This is a genomic window from Streptomyces sp. NPDC034086, from assembly GCF_055575515.1.
This window is the reverse complement of the sequence record NZ_JBVISM010000017.1, coordinates 99254-115373: the sequence shown is the minus strand read 5'-3', so window position 1 is coordinate 115373 and position 16120 is coordinate 99254. Positions and strand designations below refer to the sequence as shown.

14 protein-coding genes and 1 pseudogene are annotated in these 16120 nt (G+C 74.4%); 12 read left to right on the top strand and 3 right to left on the bottom strand.

Translation table 11 applies throughout. The annotated features are described in order from the left end of the window. Together ACZ514_RS28420 and ACZ514_RS28415 are read left to right on the top strand one after the other, a co-directional pair. A pseudogene (locus ACZ514_RS28420) lies at positions 1 to 575 on the top strand (tetratricopeptide repeat protein); the annotation flags it as partial. 78 nt (positions 576 to 653) lie between these two features. Further along, the gene (locus tag ACZ514_RS28415; protein ID WP_468173372.1) at positions 654 to 1508 is read left to right on the top strand and encodes a tetratricopeptide repeat protein; all 855 of its coding nucleotides are present in this window, start codon (positions 654 to 656) and stop codon (positions 1506 to 1508) included. Between the two features lie 75 nt (positions 1509 to 1583). Here ACZ514_RS28415 and ACZ514_RS28410 read toward each other — a convergent pair whose 3' ends face one another. Further along, on the bottom strand, positions 1584 to 2855 hold the full coding sequence (locus ACZ514_RS28410; RefSeq protein ID WP_468173352.1) for a DUF1015 family protein: 1272 nt from the start codon (positions 2853 to 2855) through the stop codon (positions 1584 to 1586). Positions 2856 to 2989: 134 nt separating this feature from the next. On the opposite strand from ACZ514_RS28410, the gene ACZ514_RS28405 reads away from it, so the two are divergent. The 4 genes from ACZ514_RS28405 to ACZ514_RS28390 all read left to right on the top strand — a co-directional run bounded on the left by ACZ514_RS28405 (position 2990) and on the right by ACZ514_RS28390 (position 7049). Continuing rightward, positions 2990 to 4042 carry an HAD hydrolase-like protein gene (locus ACZ514_RS28405; RefSeq protein ID WP_468700026.1) on the top strand — a complete coding sequence of 351 codons (1053 nt, stop codon included), beginning with the start codon at positions 2990 to 2992 and terminating at the stop codon, positions 4040 to 4042. A 66-nt stretch (positions 4043 to 4108) separates the two neighbouring features. Then, on the top strand, positions 4109 to 5158 hold the full coding sequence (locus ACZ514_RS28400; protein ID WP_468173348.1) for a FecCD family ABC transporter permease: 1050 nt from the start codon (positions 4109 to 4111) through the stop codon (positions 5156 to 5158). Continuing rightward, positions 5155 to 6216: a FecCD family ABC transporter permease gene (locus ACZ514_RS28395; protein ID WP_468173346.1), complete on the top strand. Its 1062-nt coding sequence runs from the start codon at positions 5155 to 5157 to the stop codon at positions 6214 to 6216. The genes ACZ514_RS28400 and ACZ514_RS28395 overlap by 4 nt, the downstream gene beginning before the upstream one ends. Beyond that, positions 6213 to 7049, top strand: coding sequence for an ABC transporter ATP-binding protein (locus ACZ514_RS28390; protein ID WP_468173344.1), 837 nt, complete (start codon positions 6213 to 6215; stop codon positions 7047 to 7049). The genes ACZ514_RS28395 and ACZ514_RS28390 overlap by 4 nt, the downstream gene beginning before the upstream one ends. 104 nt (positions 7050 to 7153) lie before the next feature. On the opposite strand, the gene ACZ514_RS28385 is transcribed toward ACZ514_RS28390, so the two are convergent. Further along, on the bottom strand, positions 7154 to 7501 hold the full coding sequence (locus tag ACZ514_RS28385) for an SCP2 sterol-binding domain-containing protein (RefSeq protein WP_468700032.1): 348 nt from the start codon (positions 7499 to 7501) through the stop codon (positions 7154 to 7156). A gap of 65 nt (positions 7502 to 7566) precedes the next feature. Here ACZ514_RS28385 and ACZ514_RS28380 point away from each other — a divergent pair, with 65 nt between their 5' ends. The 5 genes from ACZ514_RS28380 to ACZ514_RS28360 all read left to right on the top strand — a co-directional run bounded on the left by ACZ514_RS28380 (position 7567) and on the right by ACZ514_RS28360 (position 12736). Beyond that, positions 7567 to 7851 (top strand): hypothetical protein, encoded by a 285-nt coding sequence (locus tag ACZ514_RS28380; RefSeq protein WP_468173340.1) that lies wholly within the window; start codon positions 7567 to 7569, stop codon positions 7849 to 7851. A 7-nt stretch (positions 7852 to 7858) separates the two neighbouring features. After that, positions 7859 to 8674: a TlyA family RNA methyltransferase gene (locus tag ACZ514_RS28375; protein ID WP_468173338.1), complete on the top strand. Its 816-nt coding sequence runs from the start codon at positions 7859 to 7861 to the stop codon at positions 8672 to 8674. Between the two features lie 38 nt (positions 8675 to 8712). Continuing rightward, a complete protein-coding gene (locus tag ACZ514_RS28370) occupies positions 8713 to 9663 on the top strand; it encodes an NAD kinase (protein WP_469125993.1) in 951 nt (316 codons plus the stop codon). A 93-nt stretch (positions 9664 to 9756) separates the two neighbouring features. After that, the gene (gene recN, locus ACZ514_RS28365) at positions 9757 to 11475 is read left to right on the top strand and encodes a DNA repair protein RecN (protein WP_468173370.1); all 1719 of its coding nucleotides are present in this window, start codon (positions 9757 to 9759) and stop codon (positions 11473 to 11475) included. 145 nt (positions 11476 to 11620) lie between these two features. After that, positions 11621 to 12736 carry a glycosyltransferase family 4 protein gene (locus ACZ514_RS28360; RefSeq protein ID WP_468173334.1) on the top strand — a complete coding sequence of 372 codons (1116 nt, stop codon included), beginning with the start codon at positions 11621 to 11623 and terminating at the stop codon, positions 12734 to 12736. Between the two features lie 12 nt (positions 12737 to 12748). Here ACZ514_RS28360 and ACZ514_RS28355 read toward each other — a convergent pair whose 3' ends face one another. Further along, positions 12749 to 14368, bottom strand: coding sequence for a PucR family transcriptional regulator (locus ACZ514_RS28355; RefSeq protein WP_468173332.1), 1620 nt, complete (start codon positions 14366 to 14368; stop codon positions 12749 to 12751). A gap of 193 nt (positions 14369 to 14561) precedes the next feature. On the opposite strand from ACZ514_RS28355, the gene ACZ514_RS28350 reads away from it, so the two are divergent. After that, positions 14562 to 16118, top strand: coding sequence for an APC family permease (locus ACZ514_RS28350; RefSeq protein ID WP_469125992.1), 1557 nt, complete (start codon positions 14562 to 14564; stop codon positions 16116 to 16118). Positions 16119 to 16120: the final 2 nt, after the last annotated feature.

The following is a 16120-nucleotide window of genomic DNA, read 5'->3' as shown; positions in this document are numbered from 1 at the left end:
GCGATGACGACCGTGGTGGTTTCCGCGGTGGCCGTGATGACCGTGGTGGCGACCGTCCCTCGTACCCGCGCCGCGATGACCGGGGCGGGGACCGTCCGTCCTTCCCGCGCCGTGACGACCGGGGTGAGCGTCCCTCCTACCCGCGTCGTGACGACGACCGCGGTGGGCGTCCGTCCTACCCGCGTCGCGATGACGACCGTGGTGGTTTCCGCGGCGGTCGTGATGACCGTGGTGGCGACCGTCCCTCGTACCCGCGCCGCGATGACCGGGGTGGGGACCGTCCGTCGTTCCGTCGTGACGACCGGGGTGAGCGTCCCTCGTACCCGCGCCGTGACGACGACCGCGGTGGGCGTCCGTCCTACCCGCGTCGCGATGACGACCGTGGTGGTTTCCGCGGTGGCCGTGATGACCGTGGTGGCGACCGTCCCTCGTACCCGCGCCGTGACGACCGGGGCGGGGACCGTCCGTCGTACCCCCGTCGTGACGACCGCGGCGACCGTGGTGGGTACCGCGGTGGCCGGGACGACCGTGGTGGCGACCGCGGCGGCTTCCGCCGTGACGACCGTGGGGACCGCGAATTCCGCGCCGACCGGGACCCGGTCAAGCGGCTTCCGATCGACGACGACATCACCGGTCACGAGATCGACGCCGATGTGCGCCAGGAACTCCTGAGCCTGCCCAAGGGTCTGGCCGAGGAGGTCTCGCGCAACCTGGTCATGGTGGCCCGGCTGATCGACGAGGACCCCGAGCAGGCGTACGCGTACTCCCGCATCGCCCTGCGTCTGGCCTCCCGTGTCGCCGCCGTGCGCGAGGCCGCCGGCTTCGCCGCGTACGCGACGCAGAAGTACAGCGAGGCGCTCGCGGAGTTCCGTGCCGCCAAGCGGATGACCGGTTCCGTCGAGCTGTGGCCCGTGATGGCCGACTGCGAGCGCGGCCTCGGCCGTCCGGAGCGGGCGCTGGCCATGGCCGGTGAGCCCGAGGTGCAGAAGCTGGACAAGGCCGGCCAGGTCGAGATGCGTCTGGTCGCGGCCGGTGCCCGGCGGGACATGGGTGAGCTCGACGCCGCCATCGTGACCCTCCAGAGCCCCGAGCTGGCCTCCAGCTCCGTCCAGCCGTGGACCGCGCGCCTGCGCTACGCCTACGCCGACGCCCTGCTGGCGGCCGGTCGTGAGGACGAGGCCCGGGAATGGTTCGCGAAGACCCTCGAGGCCGACAAGGACGGCGCGACCAACGCCTCCGACCGTCTCGCGGAGATCGACGGCGTCGAGTTCGTGGACGCCGGTGCGGTCGACGCGGACCTCGAGGACCTCGCCGACGACGTCGACGCCGACGAGGAGGACGAGGAGCAGGACGAGGACCCGGCCGAGGTGGCCGCCGCCGAGCGTGCCGCCGACCAGGCCGAGTACTACGACGAGGACGACGAGGAGTACGAGCCCGTCGACGACGCCGAGGTCGACGTGACCGACGAGATCGTGGTCATGGAGGACGACGAGCGCGGCAAGGCGTAACCGCCGGCTCGTCACAGGACGACGGAAGGGCGGCACCCCCTCGGGGGTGCCGCCCTTCCGTGTGTCCGGGGCCGCTCAGTCCAGGCTGCGGAGCACCAGGCCGGTGGCCGGCTTCGGTCCGAACGAGGTGGACTTGCGGGGCATGGTGACGCCCTGGCGGGCCAGGTCCCGGACGACCTCCTCGCGCACGGGGTGCAGCAGGACCGCCGTGCCGCCGTGCCGTTCGGCCATGGCGACGGTGGCGGCGGCGTCGTGGATGTACGTGATGTGGTCCGGCGCGTCGGGGACCTGCCACAGGGCGTCGAGGAGCGAGGCGTGCAGCACGGTGGCGTCCAGCCGGCGCCACGCCTCCGGGCGGTCGCGCCGCACGGTGCGCTCGATGAGGGCCGGGTCCGGGTCGGTGACCAGGTGGAAGCTGCCGTCGCCGGCGAGGAGGAAGGCGTTGCCGCGCTCCGAGGCGTCGGCGAGCGCCTCGAGGGCCAGGGGCAGGGGTCCCTGGACGGGGCGCACCCGGAAGGAGCCCTCGACCTTGGCCAGTGCCTCGCCCAGGGGGAGGCGGCGCAGCATCCGGTGGATGGCCCGGACCTGGAGCGGGTAACGGGCGGTGTCGACGAGGAGGACCAGGCCGAAGTCCCAGGGGGTGGCGGGGCCGTGCTCCTCCTGGAGGCGCAGGTACGTGGCCCAGCGGTGGTGGCCGTCGGCGATGAGGGCCTGGCGGTGGGCCAGGTCGGCGGTGATGACGGCCTGTTCGGCGGGGTCGGTGACGGCCCACAGGCTGTGGCGGAAGCCGTCCTCGGTGACGGTGGACAGCAGGGGTTCGCGGGTGGCGGTGTCCTCGACGACGGCGGCCGCTCCGGTGCCCGGGCCGTCGCCCCGGTAGGTGAGGAGGAGCGGTTCCAGGTTGGCGGAGGTGGCGCGCATCAGGCCCGCCCGGTCGGTGACCACGTCCGGCATGACGTCCTCGTGGGGAAGGACCACGCCCGCCTCGGCGGGGGAGAGGGCGAGGGCGCCGATGACGCCGCGCTGGAGGAGGCCCGGCCTGCGCTGCTCGTAGACGTAGAGCGCGGGCTGCGGATCGTCGCTGAGGACGCCCTCGGCGAGCCAGTCGCGCAGGGTGCGGGCGGCCTGCTCGTTGCGCGCGGCCGGGGTCCCGGCCTGGGGGAGGATCAGCCGGACGATGTTGTGCGGGTCGGCGGATTCGAGGTAGTCGACTCCGTCGGGGCGTACGACCACGTCGTACGGCGGCGAGGTCACTGCCGCCAGGCTGCCGACGCGCTCCGGGACGTAGCGCAGTCCGTGGAAGGGGATCAGGCGCAGGCCGTGCTCCGCGTTGCCAGGTGTGGTCATTGGTGCATGGTAAGACCCGTCTCGGGATACGGGATGATCGGGGGAGTCACGGGTTAGCGCAAACTCGGACAAGATCGATCGTAAGAATCCCGATGTCTCGAGCGTTGCTGGAACAGTTCAAAAGGAGTGGCCAGATGACCCGGCAGAGCAGGACCGGCCCCGCAGGCAGCGAGCGGAGTCTGCACCAGGCGTACGACACGGCGCTGCTCGATCTGGACGGGGTGGTGTACGCGGGCGGGCACGCCATCGCGCACGCGGTGGAGTCCCTGGCCGCGGCCCGGGAGGGCGGGATGCACCTGGCGTACGTCACGAACAACGCGCTGCGGACCCCGGACGCCGTCGCGGAGCACCTGAGCGAGCTGGGCATCCCGACGGAGGCGGGTGAGGTGATCACCTCCGCGCAGGCGGTGGCCCGGCTGATCGCGGAGCAGACGGAGCCCGGCGCGAAGGTGCTGGTGATCGGCGGCGAGGGGCTGCGGGTCGCCCTGCGCGAGCGCGGGCTGGTGCCGGTGGATTCCGCGGAGGAGGAGGGGCTCGCGGCGGTCGTACAGGGTTACGGCGGCCCGGACCTGGCGTGGGGGCGGTTCGCGGAGGCCGCGTACGCGATCAACCGCGGGGTGCCGTGGTTCGCGTCGAACACCGACCTGACGATTCCGGGGGCGCGCGGGATCGGGCCTGGCAACGGGGCGGCCGTGCAGGTCGTGCGGATCGCCACGGGCGCGGAGCCGCAGGTGGCGGGGAAGCCGCTGCCCCCGATGCACCGGGAGACGGTGCTGCGGACCGGGGCGCGGCGGCCGCTGGTGGTGGGCGACCGGCTGGACACCGACATCGAGGGCGCCTTCAACGGTGACGTGGACTCGCTGCTGGTGCTGACCGGGGTGACGGACGCGGCGCAGCTGCTGCGGGCCGAGCCGAGGCACCGGCCGACCTATGTGGACCGGGACCTGCGGGGGCTGCTGACGGGCCAGCCGGAGGTGGTGGAGCACGCGGGCGGCCGGCGGTGCGGCGGCTGGACCGCGGCGCACGTGGACGGCGGTCTGGACGTGGAGCCGGCGGGGTCCGCGGACGGGTCGGCGGGCGATCCGGTCGACGGGCTGCGGGCGCTGTGCGCGGTGGCCTGGTCGCGGGCCGGGGACGGGGCGTACACGGGTGAGGTGGAGAAGGCGCTGGCGAGGCTGGGGTTCTGACCTGGCGTACCGCTGTCCCGGCCCACCGGGCGATCAGTAGACGCAGGGTAGGCTAACCTAACCTTCGTGTTGGTTGAGAGTCCCCCCGAATCCGAGCGGAGCGCGCCGTCGCCCGTGGCCCGTCCACGGCACGCGGTGCGCGTCGCCGGCCTGCTGATCGCCATCGCCGTGCTGGCCCTGGTCGCGGTGGCGAGCATCGCCGTGGGCGCCAAGCCGATGTCGCTGGACCACGTCTGGCACGGCCTGTTCCACTACACCGGCACCACCGACGACGTGGTCGTACGGGACCTGCGGGTCCCGCGCACCGTCCTCGGGGTGATGGTCGGGCTCGGACTCGGCCTGTCCGGCGCGGTGATGCAGGCGCTGACCCGCAACCCGCTGGCGGAGCCCGGCATCCTCGGAGTCAACGCGGGCGCCGCGGCCGCCGTCGTCTCGGCGATCAGCTTCCTCGGGGCCACCACGCTCGGCGAGTTCGTCTGGTGGGCCTTCCTCGGCGCCGCCGTGGTCTCCGTCGTCGTCTACGTACTCGGCGGCAGCCGCAGCGCGACACCGGTGCGCCTCGCGCTCGCCGGTACGGCGGCCAGCGCGGCGCTCGTCGGCTACATCAACGCCGTACAGCTGATGGACACCAAGGCGCTGGACAAGCTGCGCTTCTGGACGGTGGGCTCGCTGGCCTCGGCCACCATGGACACCGTCCGGCAGGTGGCCCCCTTCCTGCTCGCCGGAGCCGTGCTCGCCCTGGTGCTGGGCCGGCCGCTCAACGCGATGGCGATGGGCGACGACACCGCGCGGGCGCTCGGCGCGCACCTGACGCGGACCCGGATCCTGGCGATGGCCGCCATCACCCTGCTGTGCGGGGCGGCGACGGCCGCCTGCGGGCCCATCGTCTTCATCGGGCTGATGATCCCGCACCTGGCCCGTCTGGTGACCGGCCCCGACATGCGCTGGGTGCTCGCGTACTCGGCCGTCCTGTCACCGGTGCTGCTGCTGGGCGCCGACGTGGTGGGACGGGTCGTCACCCGGCCCTCGGAACTCCAGGTCGGCATCGTCACCGCCCTCGTCGGCGGCCCCGTCTTCATCCACCTGGTTCGGCGCAAGAGGATGGCCCAGCTGTGACCGCGACCCCCGCCGCCCCGCCCTCCCGGCTCCGGGCCCTGCGCGGACCCGGCAGGATCTCGCTGCGCGTCGAGCCGCGCGCGCTGGTGACCGGGCTGGTCCTGGCCGCGGTGACGCTGCTGCTGGCCGTCGTGCTCCTCGGCACCGGCGACTTCGAGATCGCGCCCTGGGACGTCGTACGGACCCTGCTGGGCGACGGAGCCCCCGCCGACGACTTCATCGTCAACGACCTCCGGCTGCCGCGGGTCCTGGTCGCCGTGCTCGTCGGCGCGGCCCTCGGGATGGCCGGGGCGGTCTTCCAGTCCGTCTCCCGCAACCCGCTCGGCTCCCCGGACCTGCTCGGCTTCGGGTACGGCTCGGCGGTCGGCGCGCTCGTCGTCATCGTCCTCTTCAAGGGCGGCGCCACCGAGGTCGCGCTCGGCGCGGTCGTCGGCGGCCTGCTGGCCGGAGCCGCCGTCTACCTCCTCGCGTACAAGCAGGGGATCCAGGGGTACCGGCTGGTGCTCGTGGGCATCGGGGCCTCGGCCGTCCTCGTGGCGCTCATCCAGTACCTGATCGCCAGGGCGCAGATCGCCGAGGCCACCCGGGCGATGGTGTGGCTGACCGGTTCGCTGGCCGGGCGGGACTGGGCGCAGGTGTGGCCGCTCCTGGCGACCTGCGCGGTGCTGTTCCCGCTGGTCCTCGGGCAGAGCCGGGCGCTGCGGACGATGGAGATGGGCGACGACGCCGCGTACGCGCTGGGCGTGCCGGTGGAGCGGACCCGGATGCTGCTGATGCTGGCGGCGGTCCTGCTCACCACCGCCGCCGCGGCCGCGGCCGGACCGATCAGCTTCGTCGCGCTGGCCGCACCGCAGCTGGCCCGGCGGCTGTCACGGTCGCCCGGGTCGAACCTGCTGACCGGCGCGCTGATGGGCGCCGTCCTGCTGCTGGCCTCGGACCTGGCCTCGCAGCGGGCCTTCGGCGCGGACCAGCTGCCGGTGGGCGTGGTCACGGGGCTGGTCGGCGGCGTCTACCTGCTCTGGCTGCTCGTCACGGAGCGCAGGGCGGGACGCATATGAACAAGCAGGCCGAAACGAGGAGTGGACAAGTGCAGAGGCTGAGCGCGGAGGACGTCACCCTCGGCTACGACCAGCGGGTCATCGCGGAGAACCTGTCGGTGGAGATCCCCGACAACTCCTTCACCGTGATCGTGGGCCCCAACGCCTGCGGCAAGTCGACGCTGCTGCGGGCCCTGTCGCGGATGCTGAAGCCGGCCGCCGGACGGGTGCTGCTCGACGGCCAGGCGATCTCCTCGCTGCCCGCGAAGAAAGTGGCGAGGACGCTGGGCCTGCTCCCGCAGTCCTCTATCGCCCCGGACGGCATCACGGTCGCCGACCTGGTCTCGCGCGGCCGCTACCCGCACCAGGGGCTGCTGCGCCAGTGGTCGGCGGAGGACGAGCGGATCGTCGTGGAGTCGATGGCCTCCACCGGGGTGGCGGAGCTCGCCGACCGGGCGGTGGACGAGCTGTCGGGCGGCCAGCGCCAGCGGGTGTGGATCGCGATGGCCCTGGCCCAGCAGACCCCGCTGCTGCTGCTGGACGAACCGACGACCTACCTGGACATCCAGCACCAGCTCGACGTGCTCGACCTGTGCGCGGAGCTCCACGAGACGCGGGGCCGCACCCTGGTGGCGGTGCTGCACGACCTCAACCACGCGGCCCGCTACGCCACCCACCTGATCGCCCTGCGCGGCGGCGTCGTCGTCGCCGAGGGCCCGCCGGCCGAGGTGGTCACCGCCGGGCTGGTGGAGGAGGTGTTCGGGGTGCGCTGCCAGGTCATCGACGACCCGGAGACCGGTACCCCGCTGGTGGTCCCGGCGGCCCGCAAGGCGCGCGCGAAGGCCGCGGTCTGAGCGGGAACCGGCCGGCGAGGACGTAAGGGCCGCGGCCGGTCGACGAGCCGCGGCCGGTCGACGGGCCGGGCGCGTCGACGGGCCGGGGCGCGTCGAGGAGACGGCTAGAGCATGCTCTTGAGGCGCAGCAGGTCGCGGAAGCCCGCCTCCAGCCGGACCCGGCCCGAGGCCCAGGCCTTGGCGAACCGCAGCTCCCCGGCGACCAGTCCGAGGAGGTCGTCGCCGGTCATCGCCAGCCGGATCTCCGCCTTGGCGCGGGGCGCGCCCGGCGCGAGTCCGTCCACCCGGATCCGGCCGCCCTCGAGGCGGCCGGTGAAGGTCTCGTCGAGGTCGGTGATGTGGCAGCTCAGCGAGCGGTCGAGGGCCGCGGCGCCGCGTACGTCGCCGTCGGCGGAGGCCAGGTTGTCGGAGAGTCGGTCGAGTGCCGCGCGGCACTCCTGGATCGTAGCCATGGTGATCACGACCGTACCGCAGAGCCGCGGGTGGTGGCCGCCGCGCTTCGGGGTAGCGTCGGGGCATGACCGACGCACAGTCCGGGAGCGTTCCGGACGTCCCCCGCGAGCCCGGGGCCCCCGCCGCCGGGCCGGCCGTCGAACCCGCCGGGCCGGCGCCGCTGGGCCTCGTACGGACCCCCACCGGCCACGCCGGGGTGGACGCGCACCTGGAGCGGCTGGCGGACGCGGACCACCTGGCGGCGGACCGGCACGCCGAGGTGTACGAGGATGTGCACAGGGGACTGCGCGAGGCGCTGGACGCGCTGGACGCACCACCCGTCCCCGGACCTTACGAAAACAGGAGCTGAACCGAACGTGGCAGGAGTGGCACGCCGCCGCCTGGACGCCGAACTGGTACGCCGCAGCATGGCCCGCTCGCGCGAGCACGCGGCCCAGCTGATCGCCGCGGGCCGGGTGACCGTGGGCGGTACCACCGCCACCAAGCCGGCCACCCAGGTCGAGACCAGCGCGGCCCTCGTCGTCCTCGAGGACGACAGCGACCCCGACTACGTCTCCCGGGGCGGCCACAAGCTGGCCGGGGCGCTCGCGGCGTTCCAGCCGCAGGGGCTGGCCGTCGAAGGCCGCCGGGCGCTGGACGCGGGGGCCTCGACGGGCGGCTTCACCGATGTGCTGCTGCGCGCGGGCGCGGCCCACGTCGTCGCCGTCGACGTCGGCTACGGACAGCTCGCCTGGTCGCTGCAGAGCGACGAGCGGGTGACCGTCAAGGACCGTACGAACGTCCGCGAGCTGACCGTGGACCTGATCGACGGCGTCCCCGTGGACCTGGTCGTCGGCGACCTGTCCTTCATCTCCATCGGGCTGGTGCTGCCGGCCCTGGTGCGGTGCACGGCGCCGGACGCCGACCTGGTGCTGATGGTGAAGCCGCAGTTCGAGGTCGGCAAGGAGCGCCTGGGCAGCGGCGGCGTGGTGCGCAGCCCCGAGCTGCGGGCCGGGGCGGTGCGGGAGGTCGCGGCGCAGGCGTGGAAGCTGGGGCTGGGTGTGCTCGGGGTGACGGCGAGCCCGCTGCCGGGGCCGTCGGGCAACGTCGAGTACTTTCTGTGGCTTCGGGCGGGGGCACCGGCACTCGACCCGGGGGATGTCGACCGTGCAGTGGCGGAGGGGCCGCAGTGACAGGTGTGTCAGCAGGTTCAGCAGGTTCAGCACGTCGGGTGGAATCGGGGGACCCGGGGGCGGGGGCGAAGGCGGGGGAGGCCGCTGAGCCGACCGGGCCGCGGACCGTCTTCCTCGTCGCGCACACGGGCCGGCCCGCCGCGATCCGCAGCGCGGAACTCGTGGTGCAGGGGCTGCTGAAGTCGGGAATCGGGGTGCGGGTCCTGGAGCACGAGGCGCGGGACCTGCCGCTGCCGCCCGAGGTGCAGCTCGTCGCCGAGTGCACGCCCGTGGCGCTCGAGGGGTGCGAGCTGCTGATCGTCCTGGGCGGGGACGGGACCCTGCTGCGCGGGGCGGAGTTCGCCCGCGGCTCGGGGGTGCCGATGCTGGGCGTCAACCTGGGCCGGGTGGGGTTCCTCGCCGAGGCCGAGCGCGACGACCTGGACCAGGTCGTCGACCGGGTGGTGACCCGCTCCTACGAGGTCGAGGAGCGGATGACCCTCGACGTCCTCGTACGGACCAACGGGGACGTGGTGCACCGGGACTGGGCGCTGAACGAGGCCGCCGTCCAGAAGGTGTCCGCCGAGCGGATGCTGGAGGTGGTCCTGGAGATCGACGGGCGCCCGGTGACCGGCTTCGGCTGCGACGGCATCGTCTGCGCGACGCCGACGGGCTCCACGGCGTACGCCTTCTCCGCGGGCGGACCGGTGGTGTGGCCGGAGGTGGAGGCGCTGCTGATGGTGCCGATCAGCGCGCACGCGCTGTTCGCGAAGCCGCTGGTGACCTCGCCCACCTCGGTGCTGGCGGTGGAGGTGCAGAACGGCACCCCGCACGGTGCCCTGTGGTGCGACGGGCGCAGGACGCTGGAGCTGCCCGCCGGGGCCCGGGTGGAGGTGCGCCGGGGGACGGTGCCGGTGCGGCTCGCCCGGCTGCACCACGCGTCCTTCACGGACCGGCTGGTGGCGAAGTTCGCGCTGCCGGTCTCCGGATGGCGCGGAGCACCGCACTAGTCCCCCAATAGCACATCCGTTCGAGAAACTTCGGGCGGGTGAGGTCACATGGCACCGGTGAAACCTCGGTATCGTCGTCCCGTGCTTGAGGAGATGCGGATACGGTCGCTCGGGGTCATCGACGACGCGGTGGTCGAGCTGTCGCCCGGTTTCACCGCGGTGACCGGCGAGACCGGTGCGGGCAAGACGATGGTCGTCACCAGCCTCGGGCTGCTGCTCGGCGGCCGCGCCGATCCGGCCCTGGTGCGGATCGGGGCCAAGGCGGCGGTGGTCGAGGGCCGCGTCGTCATGAGCCCCGACTCGCCCGCCGCCGTGCGGGCCGAGGAGGCCGGGGCCGAGCTCGACGACGGCGCCCTGCTGATCAGCCGGACCGTGTCCGCCGAGGGCCGCTCGCGCGCCCACGTCGGCGGCCGCTCCGTACCGGTCGGCCTGCTCGCCGAACTCGCCGACGACCTCGTCGCCGTCCACGGGCAGACCGACCAGCAGGGCCTGCTGCGCCCGGCCCGCCAGCGACGGGCCCTCGACCGGTACGCCGGCGACGCCGTCGCCGTCCCCCTGGAGAAGTACGCCGGCGCCTACCGGAGACTGCGCGCCGCCGCCGCCGAACTCGACACCCTCACCACCCGCGCCCGTGAGCGGGCGCAGGAGGCGGACCTGCTGCGGTTCGGGCTGGACGAGATCGCCGCCGTGGAACCGCTGCCCGGCGAGGACGCCGAGCTCGCGGCCGAGGCCGAACGGCTGGGGCACGCCGAGTCCCTGGCCTCCGCCGCCCAGGCCGCGCACGCGGCGCTGGCCGGTGACGTGGAGGACCCGGAGGGCGTCGACGCCAACACCCTCGTCGCCGGCGCGCACCGCGCGCTGGAGTCCGTACGCTCCCACGACCCGGCGCTCGGCGCCCTCGCCGACCGCATCGGGGAGCTGGGCATCCTGCTCTCCGACGTCGCCGGGGAACTCGCCGGGTACGCCGACGACCTGGACGCCGATCCGCTGCGGCTGGCCGCGGTGGAGGAGCGGCGGGCCGCGCTGACCCAGCTGACCCGCAAGTACGGGGACTCCGTCGACGCGGTGCTGGACTGGGCGCAGAAGGGCTCGGCGCGGCTGCTGGAACTGGACGGCGACGACGAGCGGATCGCCGAACTGACCGCCGAGCGGGACGCCCTGCGCGAGGAGCTGTCCGTGCTCGCCCAGGCGCTGACGGACGCGCGGACCGAGGCCGCCGAGCGGTTCGCCGCCGCCGTCACCGCCGAGCTGGCCTCCCTCGCCATGCCCCACGCGCGGGTGACCATCGAGATCCGGCAGACGGAGGATCCCGAGGGCGTCGAGGTCGGCGGGCGCCCGGTCGCGTACGGGCCCACGGGCGCGGACGAGGTCGAGCTGCTGCTGGCCCCGCACCCCGGGGCGCAGCCGCGGCCGATCGCCAAGGGTGCCTCGGGCGGTGAGCTGTCTCGGGTCATGCTGGCCGTGGAGGTCGTCTTCGCCGGGTCCGCCCCGGTGCCCACCTACCTCTTCGACGAGGTCGACGCGGGTGTCGGCGGCAAGGCGGCCGTCGAGATCGGGCGGCGGCTCGCGAAGCTGGCCAGGACCGCGCAGGTCGTCGTCGTCACGCACCTGCCGCAGGTGGCCGCCTTCGCGGACCGGCAGCTGCTGGTGGAGAAGACCGTCGACGGATCGGTGACCCGGTCCGGGGTGACCGTGCTGGAGGGCGAGGACCGCATCCGCGAACTGTCGCGGATGCTGGCCGGCCAGGAGGACTCGCAGACGGCGCGGGCCCATGCGGAGGAACTGCTGGAGGCGGCGCGGGCGGACGCGTGACGAGCGGGCGTTAACCCGTGTGGGTGAGGCTGGGGGGCGCACTGCGGTATCCCGCACGGGCTCCGCACCCATATGGTCCCGGAACGCGCGTGCGGACTGGCATCCTGGGCGACGTCTCTGCCCCCTCACCCTGGAGCTACGGCCCGTGAGCAGCTCCCCGGCCTCCTTCCCGGCCCCCGCACAGCCGTACGGCCGGCCCCCGCTGCGCACCGTCCAGGTCCTCGGCGGTGCGGGCGCGGGCAGCAGCGCGCACGTGCGGTCCCTGGCGACGGGGCTGGCGGCGCGCGGCGTACGGGTGACCGTGTGCGCCCCCGCCGCGGCCGAAGGGGAGTACGACTTCACCGGCGCCGGGGCGGAGTTCACCCCCGACGCGGCGAACGCCCTGCGGGCCGTCTGCGCCGGGGCCGACGTGGTGCACGCCCACGGGATCCGGGCCGGGATGCGCGCCGCGCTGGCGCTGCGCGGCGGCGGGCGCCGGCCGCCGCTGGTGGTGACCTGGCACGGCAGCGCGCCGGAGCCGGCCGGTCCGCTCGGGCCGCTGAGCCGCCTCCTGGAGCGGCACGTGGCCCGGACGGCGGCCGTGGTGCTCGGGTCCTCCTCCGACCAGGTCGACCTGGCCCGGCGGCGCGGGGCGCGGGACGCGCGGCTGGCGGCGGTGGCCGTACCCGCCGCGGCGGCACGGCCCGACGCGGGCAAGACCCGGGCGGAACTGGGGGCGGTGGAGCGCCCCCTGGTCATCGCCGTCGGCAGCCTGGTGGCCGGGCGCGGCTACTCCGTCCTGCTGGACGCGGCGCGGGCGTGGCGGGTGCTGGAGCCGCCGCCGCTGCTGGTGATCGCGGGGGAGGGGCCGCTGCGGCCCGAGCTGACCCGGCGCATCGAGGAGGAGGGGCTCCCGGTGCGGCTGCTGGGGCGGCGCCGGGACGCCGACCGGCTGCTGGCGGCGGCGGACGTGGCGGTGCTGCCGAGCCGCTGGGAGGGGCGGTCCCTGCTGGCGCAGGAGGCCCTGCGGGCGGGGGTGGCGCTGGTGGCCACCGAGGTCGGGGCGGTCCCGGAGCTGGTCGGTGACGCGGCGGTCCTGGTCCCGTACGGGGACTCGGGCGCGCTGGCGGGGGCGGTGGCGGGGCTCCTGGCCGACCCCGATCGCCGGGCGGCCCTCGCGGTGGCGGGCCGCGCCCAGGCGGCGACGTGGCCCTCGGAGGACGACACGGTGGCGCAGGTCCTCGCGGTGTACGACGAACTGATGGAGCGGCCCCTGTCCTGACGCGACGGCGCGTCAGGAGGACGTGTGGCGGCGGGCGCGCAGGGCCAGGCTCAGGGAGAGGACCGTTTCGGGGTCGTCGAGGTCCGTGCCCAGGAGCTCGGAGATGCGGGCCAGCCGGTTGTACAGGGTCTGGCGGTTCAGGTGCAGCTCGCGCGCGGTCTCCGCCTTGCGGCCCGCGTGGGCGAGGTACGTCTCCAGGGTGGGCAGGAGCGGCGGGCGGGACGTCGCGTCGTGGACGCGGAGCGCGCCGATCGCGCGGTCCACGAACGCCGCCAGGTCCGGGTGCTCGCGCAGGCGCCACAGCAGCAGGTCGATGTCCAGGCGGCGGGCGTCGTACCAGGGCCGCGCCGGCAGGCCGTGGGCCGCCGTGGCCGTCTCGGCGGCGTGCCGCAGACCCGAGGAGGCGGCCGCCCAGCCGCCCGCGACGCCCACGACCACGGCGGGCGGTGCGGCGGCCCGGTCGAGGCCGGCCCGTTCGACGCCCGCCCGCAGCGCGGCGGCGACCCGGTCGGCGACCGGGGTGCGCTCCGACTCGGTGCGCAGCGAGACCAGCAGCGGCACCCGCCCCTCGACGGGGCGGACGCCCAGCAGCACCGGCACTCCGACCGAGGACAGCTCCTCCAGTACCGCCCGGGCCAGCACCGCCCAGTTCCCCGAGGCCCCCAGGTCCGTGGACAGCCGCATCACGATCGGCAGCAGCGGCCCCGTGCCGGGCCGGAAGCCCAGGACCCGGGCCTGCGCCGGGGCGTCCTCGGCCGAGATCCGGCCCTCCGCGAGGTCGGTCAGGAAGTCCCCCCGGCCGCGCGCGGCCAGTTCCTCCTCCTGCCGGGCCTGCATCAGGACCACCGCCAGGACCCCCGCCGTGCGCTCCGCCGCCATCCGGTGCACCGGGAGCAGCGGCGCCGAGACCCCCACCAGGACGACCCGGGCCCGGACGGAGCCGGTGCCGTGACCGCCGCCCGGTACGTCGACCACCACGGCGTTCGCCGGGGGCTCGGAGGCGCGCTGGCCGCGCAGCCCCTCCCACACCTGGAGCGGGTCCGCCGCGCCCTCCCCGGCCACGGGTCCGGCGGCGTACAGCAGTTGGCCGTCCGGGGTCTCCAGGAAGACCGGGTTGCCCGTGAAGTCGGACAGGATGCGCAGCACCTGCGGGATGCCGCCGCCGCCCAACAGGGCCTCGGTACAGCGCCGGTGCACCTCCTCGGCCCGCTGGAGCAGGGCGTAGTGGCCGTTGACGATCTCGGTGTGGACCTCCTCCGTCACCGCCACGAACGGCACTTCGCGGTGGAGCTGGACCAGCGGCAGCCCGGCCGCCCTGGCCGTCTCGACGAGCGTGGCGGGCAGGCGGGTGAAGCGCGGGCCCAGCTCCACGACGAGTGCGGCGATGCCCCGGTCCGCGAGGCGGCGTACGAAGGCGCGCTGCTCGGCGGGGCGCGTGCCCAGGCCGAGGCCGGTGGTCAGCAGCAGCTCGCCGCCCTTGAGCAGCGAGGCGATGTTCGGGACCTCGCCCGCGTGCACCCAGCGGACGGTGCGTCCCAGCCGGTCGGCACAGGCGACCACCTCGGGGAGCCCGCTGCGCAGTCCCGGCAGCTCCAGTGCCCGCTGAACCGTGATTCCGCCCTGGTCGTCCATATCGCGGACGCTACCGGCCGCTCTGTCGCCCGCACATCACCGGGCGGTCACGGAGTCCGATATGCCCCCGTCCGGACCGACAACTCGTCGCCCCGGCAAGGCGATTATCGGACCGCGTGCCGATTGTGGCGTGCGTCACCCGGGTGGAGAGTGTCGGCCCTCGGACAGATCAGGAAGCAGGAACGAGGACTCCATGAGCAGAGCCAGCGCCACGCCTCCGCCCACCACCGGGGCCACGCCCCCGGTCCAGCGCCTCAAGGCCAACTCCGTCGGCCTCGTCGGCGTCGTCTTCATGGCGGTCGCCACCGCCGCGCCGATCACCGCGATGACCGGCAACCTCCCCATCGCGGTCGGCTTCGGCAACGGCACCGGCGCCCCCGCCGGGTACCTCTTCGCGACGGTCGTCCTCACCGTCTTCGCGGTCGGCTACGTGGCCATGGCCAAGCGGATCACCGCCGCCGGCGCCTTCTACGGGTACATCTCGCACGGCCTCGGCCGGATCGCCGGCATGGCCTCCGGGATGCTCGCCGTCCTCGCGTACATCGTCTTCGAGGCCTCGATCGTCGGCGTCTTCTCCTACTTCGCGAAGACCACCGTCCACGACCAGCTCGGCGTGGACCTGCCCTGGGTCCTCTACGCGGCCGGCATGCTCGCCGTCACCGCCGTCCTCGCGCACTTCGACATCAACCTCACCGCCAAGGCCCTCGGCGTGATGCTCGTCGCCGAGATCGCCGTCCTCTTCGCCGTCGCCACCGCCGTGCTCCTCGCGGGCGGCGGCCCCGACGGGATCCCGCTGGAGCCCATCAACCCGAAGAACGCCTTCACCGGGACCTCCGCCGGCCTCGGCCTCTTCTTCGCCTTCTGGTCGTGGGTCGGCTTCGAGTCCACCGCCATGTACGGCGAGGAGTCCCGCGACCCCAAGCGGGTCATCCCCAAGGCCACCCTCGTCTCCGTCGTCGGAGTGGGCCTCTTCTACATCTACGTCTCCTGGATGACCATCGCCGGCAACGGCCTCGCCGACTCCGTCACCCTCTCCGCCTCCGCCAGCCCCCTGGACCTGTTCTTCGCCCCGGCCAGGACCTTCATCGGCGCCTGGGCCGTCGACGCCTTCCAGTGGCTGCTGCTCACCGGCTCCTTCGCCTGCGGGATGGCCTTCCACCAGTGCGCCGCCCGCTACCTGTACGCCATCGGCCGCGAGGGCTTCCTGCACCCCGGCCTCGGCCGCACCCACCACCGCCACGGCTCCCCGTACGTCGCCTCCGTGGCGCAGACCGCCATCGCCACCGCCCTCGTCGCCGGCTTCTGGCTCACCGGCCAGGACCCGTACCTGCACCTGTACACGCTGCTCGCGATCCTCGGCACGATGGCGATCCTGATCGTGCAGACCCTGTGCTCCTTCGCCGTCATCGGCTACTTCCGCGCCAACCACCCCGAGGACCGGCACTGGTTCAGGACCTTCACCGCCCCGCTGCTCGGCGGGATCGGGATGACGGCCGTGGTGGTCCTGCTGGTGCTCAACATGGAGACCGCCGCCGGCGCCGCCGCCGGATCGCTGTTCTTCAAGCTCATCCCCTGGATCGTCGGCACGGTCTTCCTCGGCGGCCTGGCCCTCGGCTTCTGGCTCAAGGCGAAGGCCCCCGCCCGCTACGAGGTCATCGGCCGGATCGTCCTGGAGGACGCCGCCGAACGCACCGACGACCCCGAGGACCCCGCCGCCACCCCCTCCGGCCCGACCGCCGCCACCGTCTGAGG

Excerpts from the sequence above, each read along its gene's own strand:
- ACZ514_RS28410 (WP_468173352.1), bottom strand. The coding sequence starts at position 2,855 with ATGACCACACCTGGCAACGCGGAGCACGGCCTGCGCCTGATCCCCTTC.
- ACZ514_RS28405 (WP_468700026.1), top strand. The coding sequence starts at position 2,990 with ATGACCCGGCAGAGCAGGACCGGCCCCGCAGGCAGCGAGCGGAGTCTG.
- ACZ514_RS28390 (WP_468173344.1), top strand. The coding sequence starts at position 6,213 with ATGAACAAGCAGGCCGAAACGAGGAGTGGACAAGTGCAGAGGCTGAGC.
- ACZ514_RS28385 (WP_468700032.1), bottom strand. The coding sequence starts at position 7,501 with ATGGCTACGATCCAGGAGTGCCGCGCGGCACTCGACCGACTCTCCGAC.
- ACZ514_RS28380 (WP_468173340.1), top strand. The coding sequence starts at position 7,567 with ATGACCGACGCACAGTCCGGGAGCGTTCCGGACGTCCCCCGCGAGCCC.
- recN (WP_468173370.1), top strand. The coding sequence starts at position 9,757 with ATGCGGATACGGTCGCTCGGGGTCATCGACGACGCGGTGGTCGAGCTG.
- ACZ514_RS28355 (WP_468173332.1), bottom strand. The coding sequence starts at position 14,368 with ATGGACGACCAGGGCGGAATCACGGTTCAGCGGGCACTGGAGCTGCCG.
- ACZ514_RS28350 (WP_469125992.1), top strand. The coding sequence starts at position 14,562 with ATGAGCAGAGCCAGCGCCACGCCTCCGCCCACCACCGGGGCCACGCCC.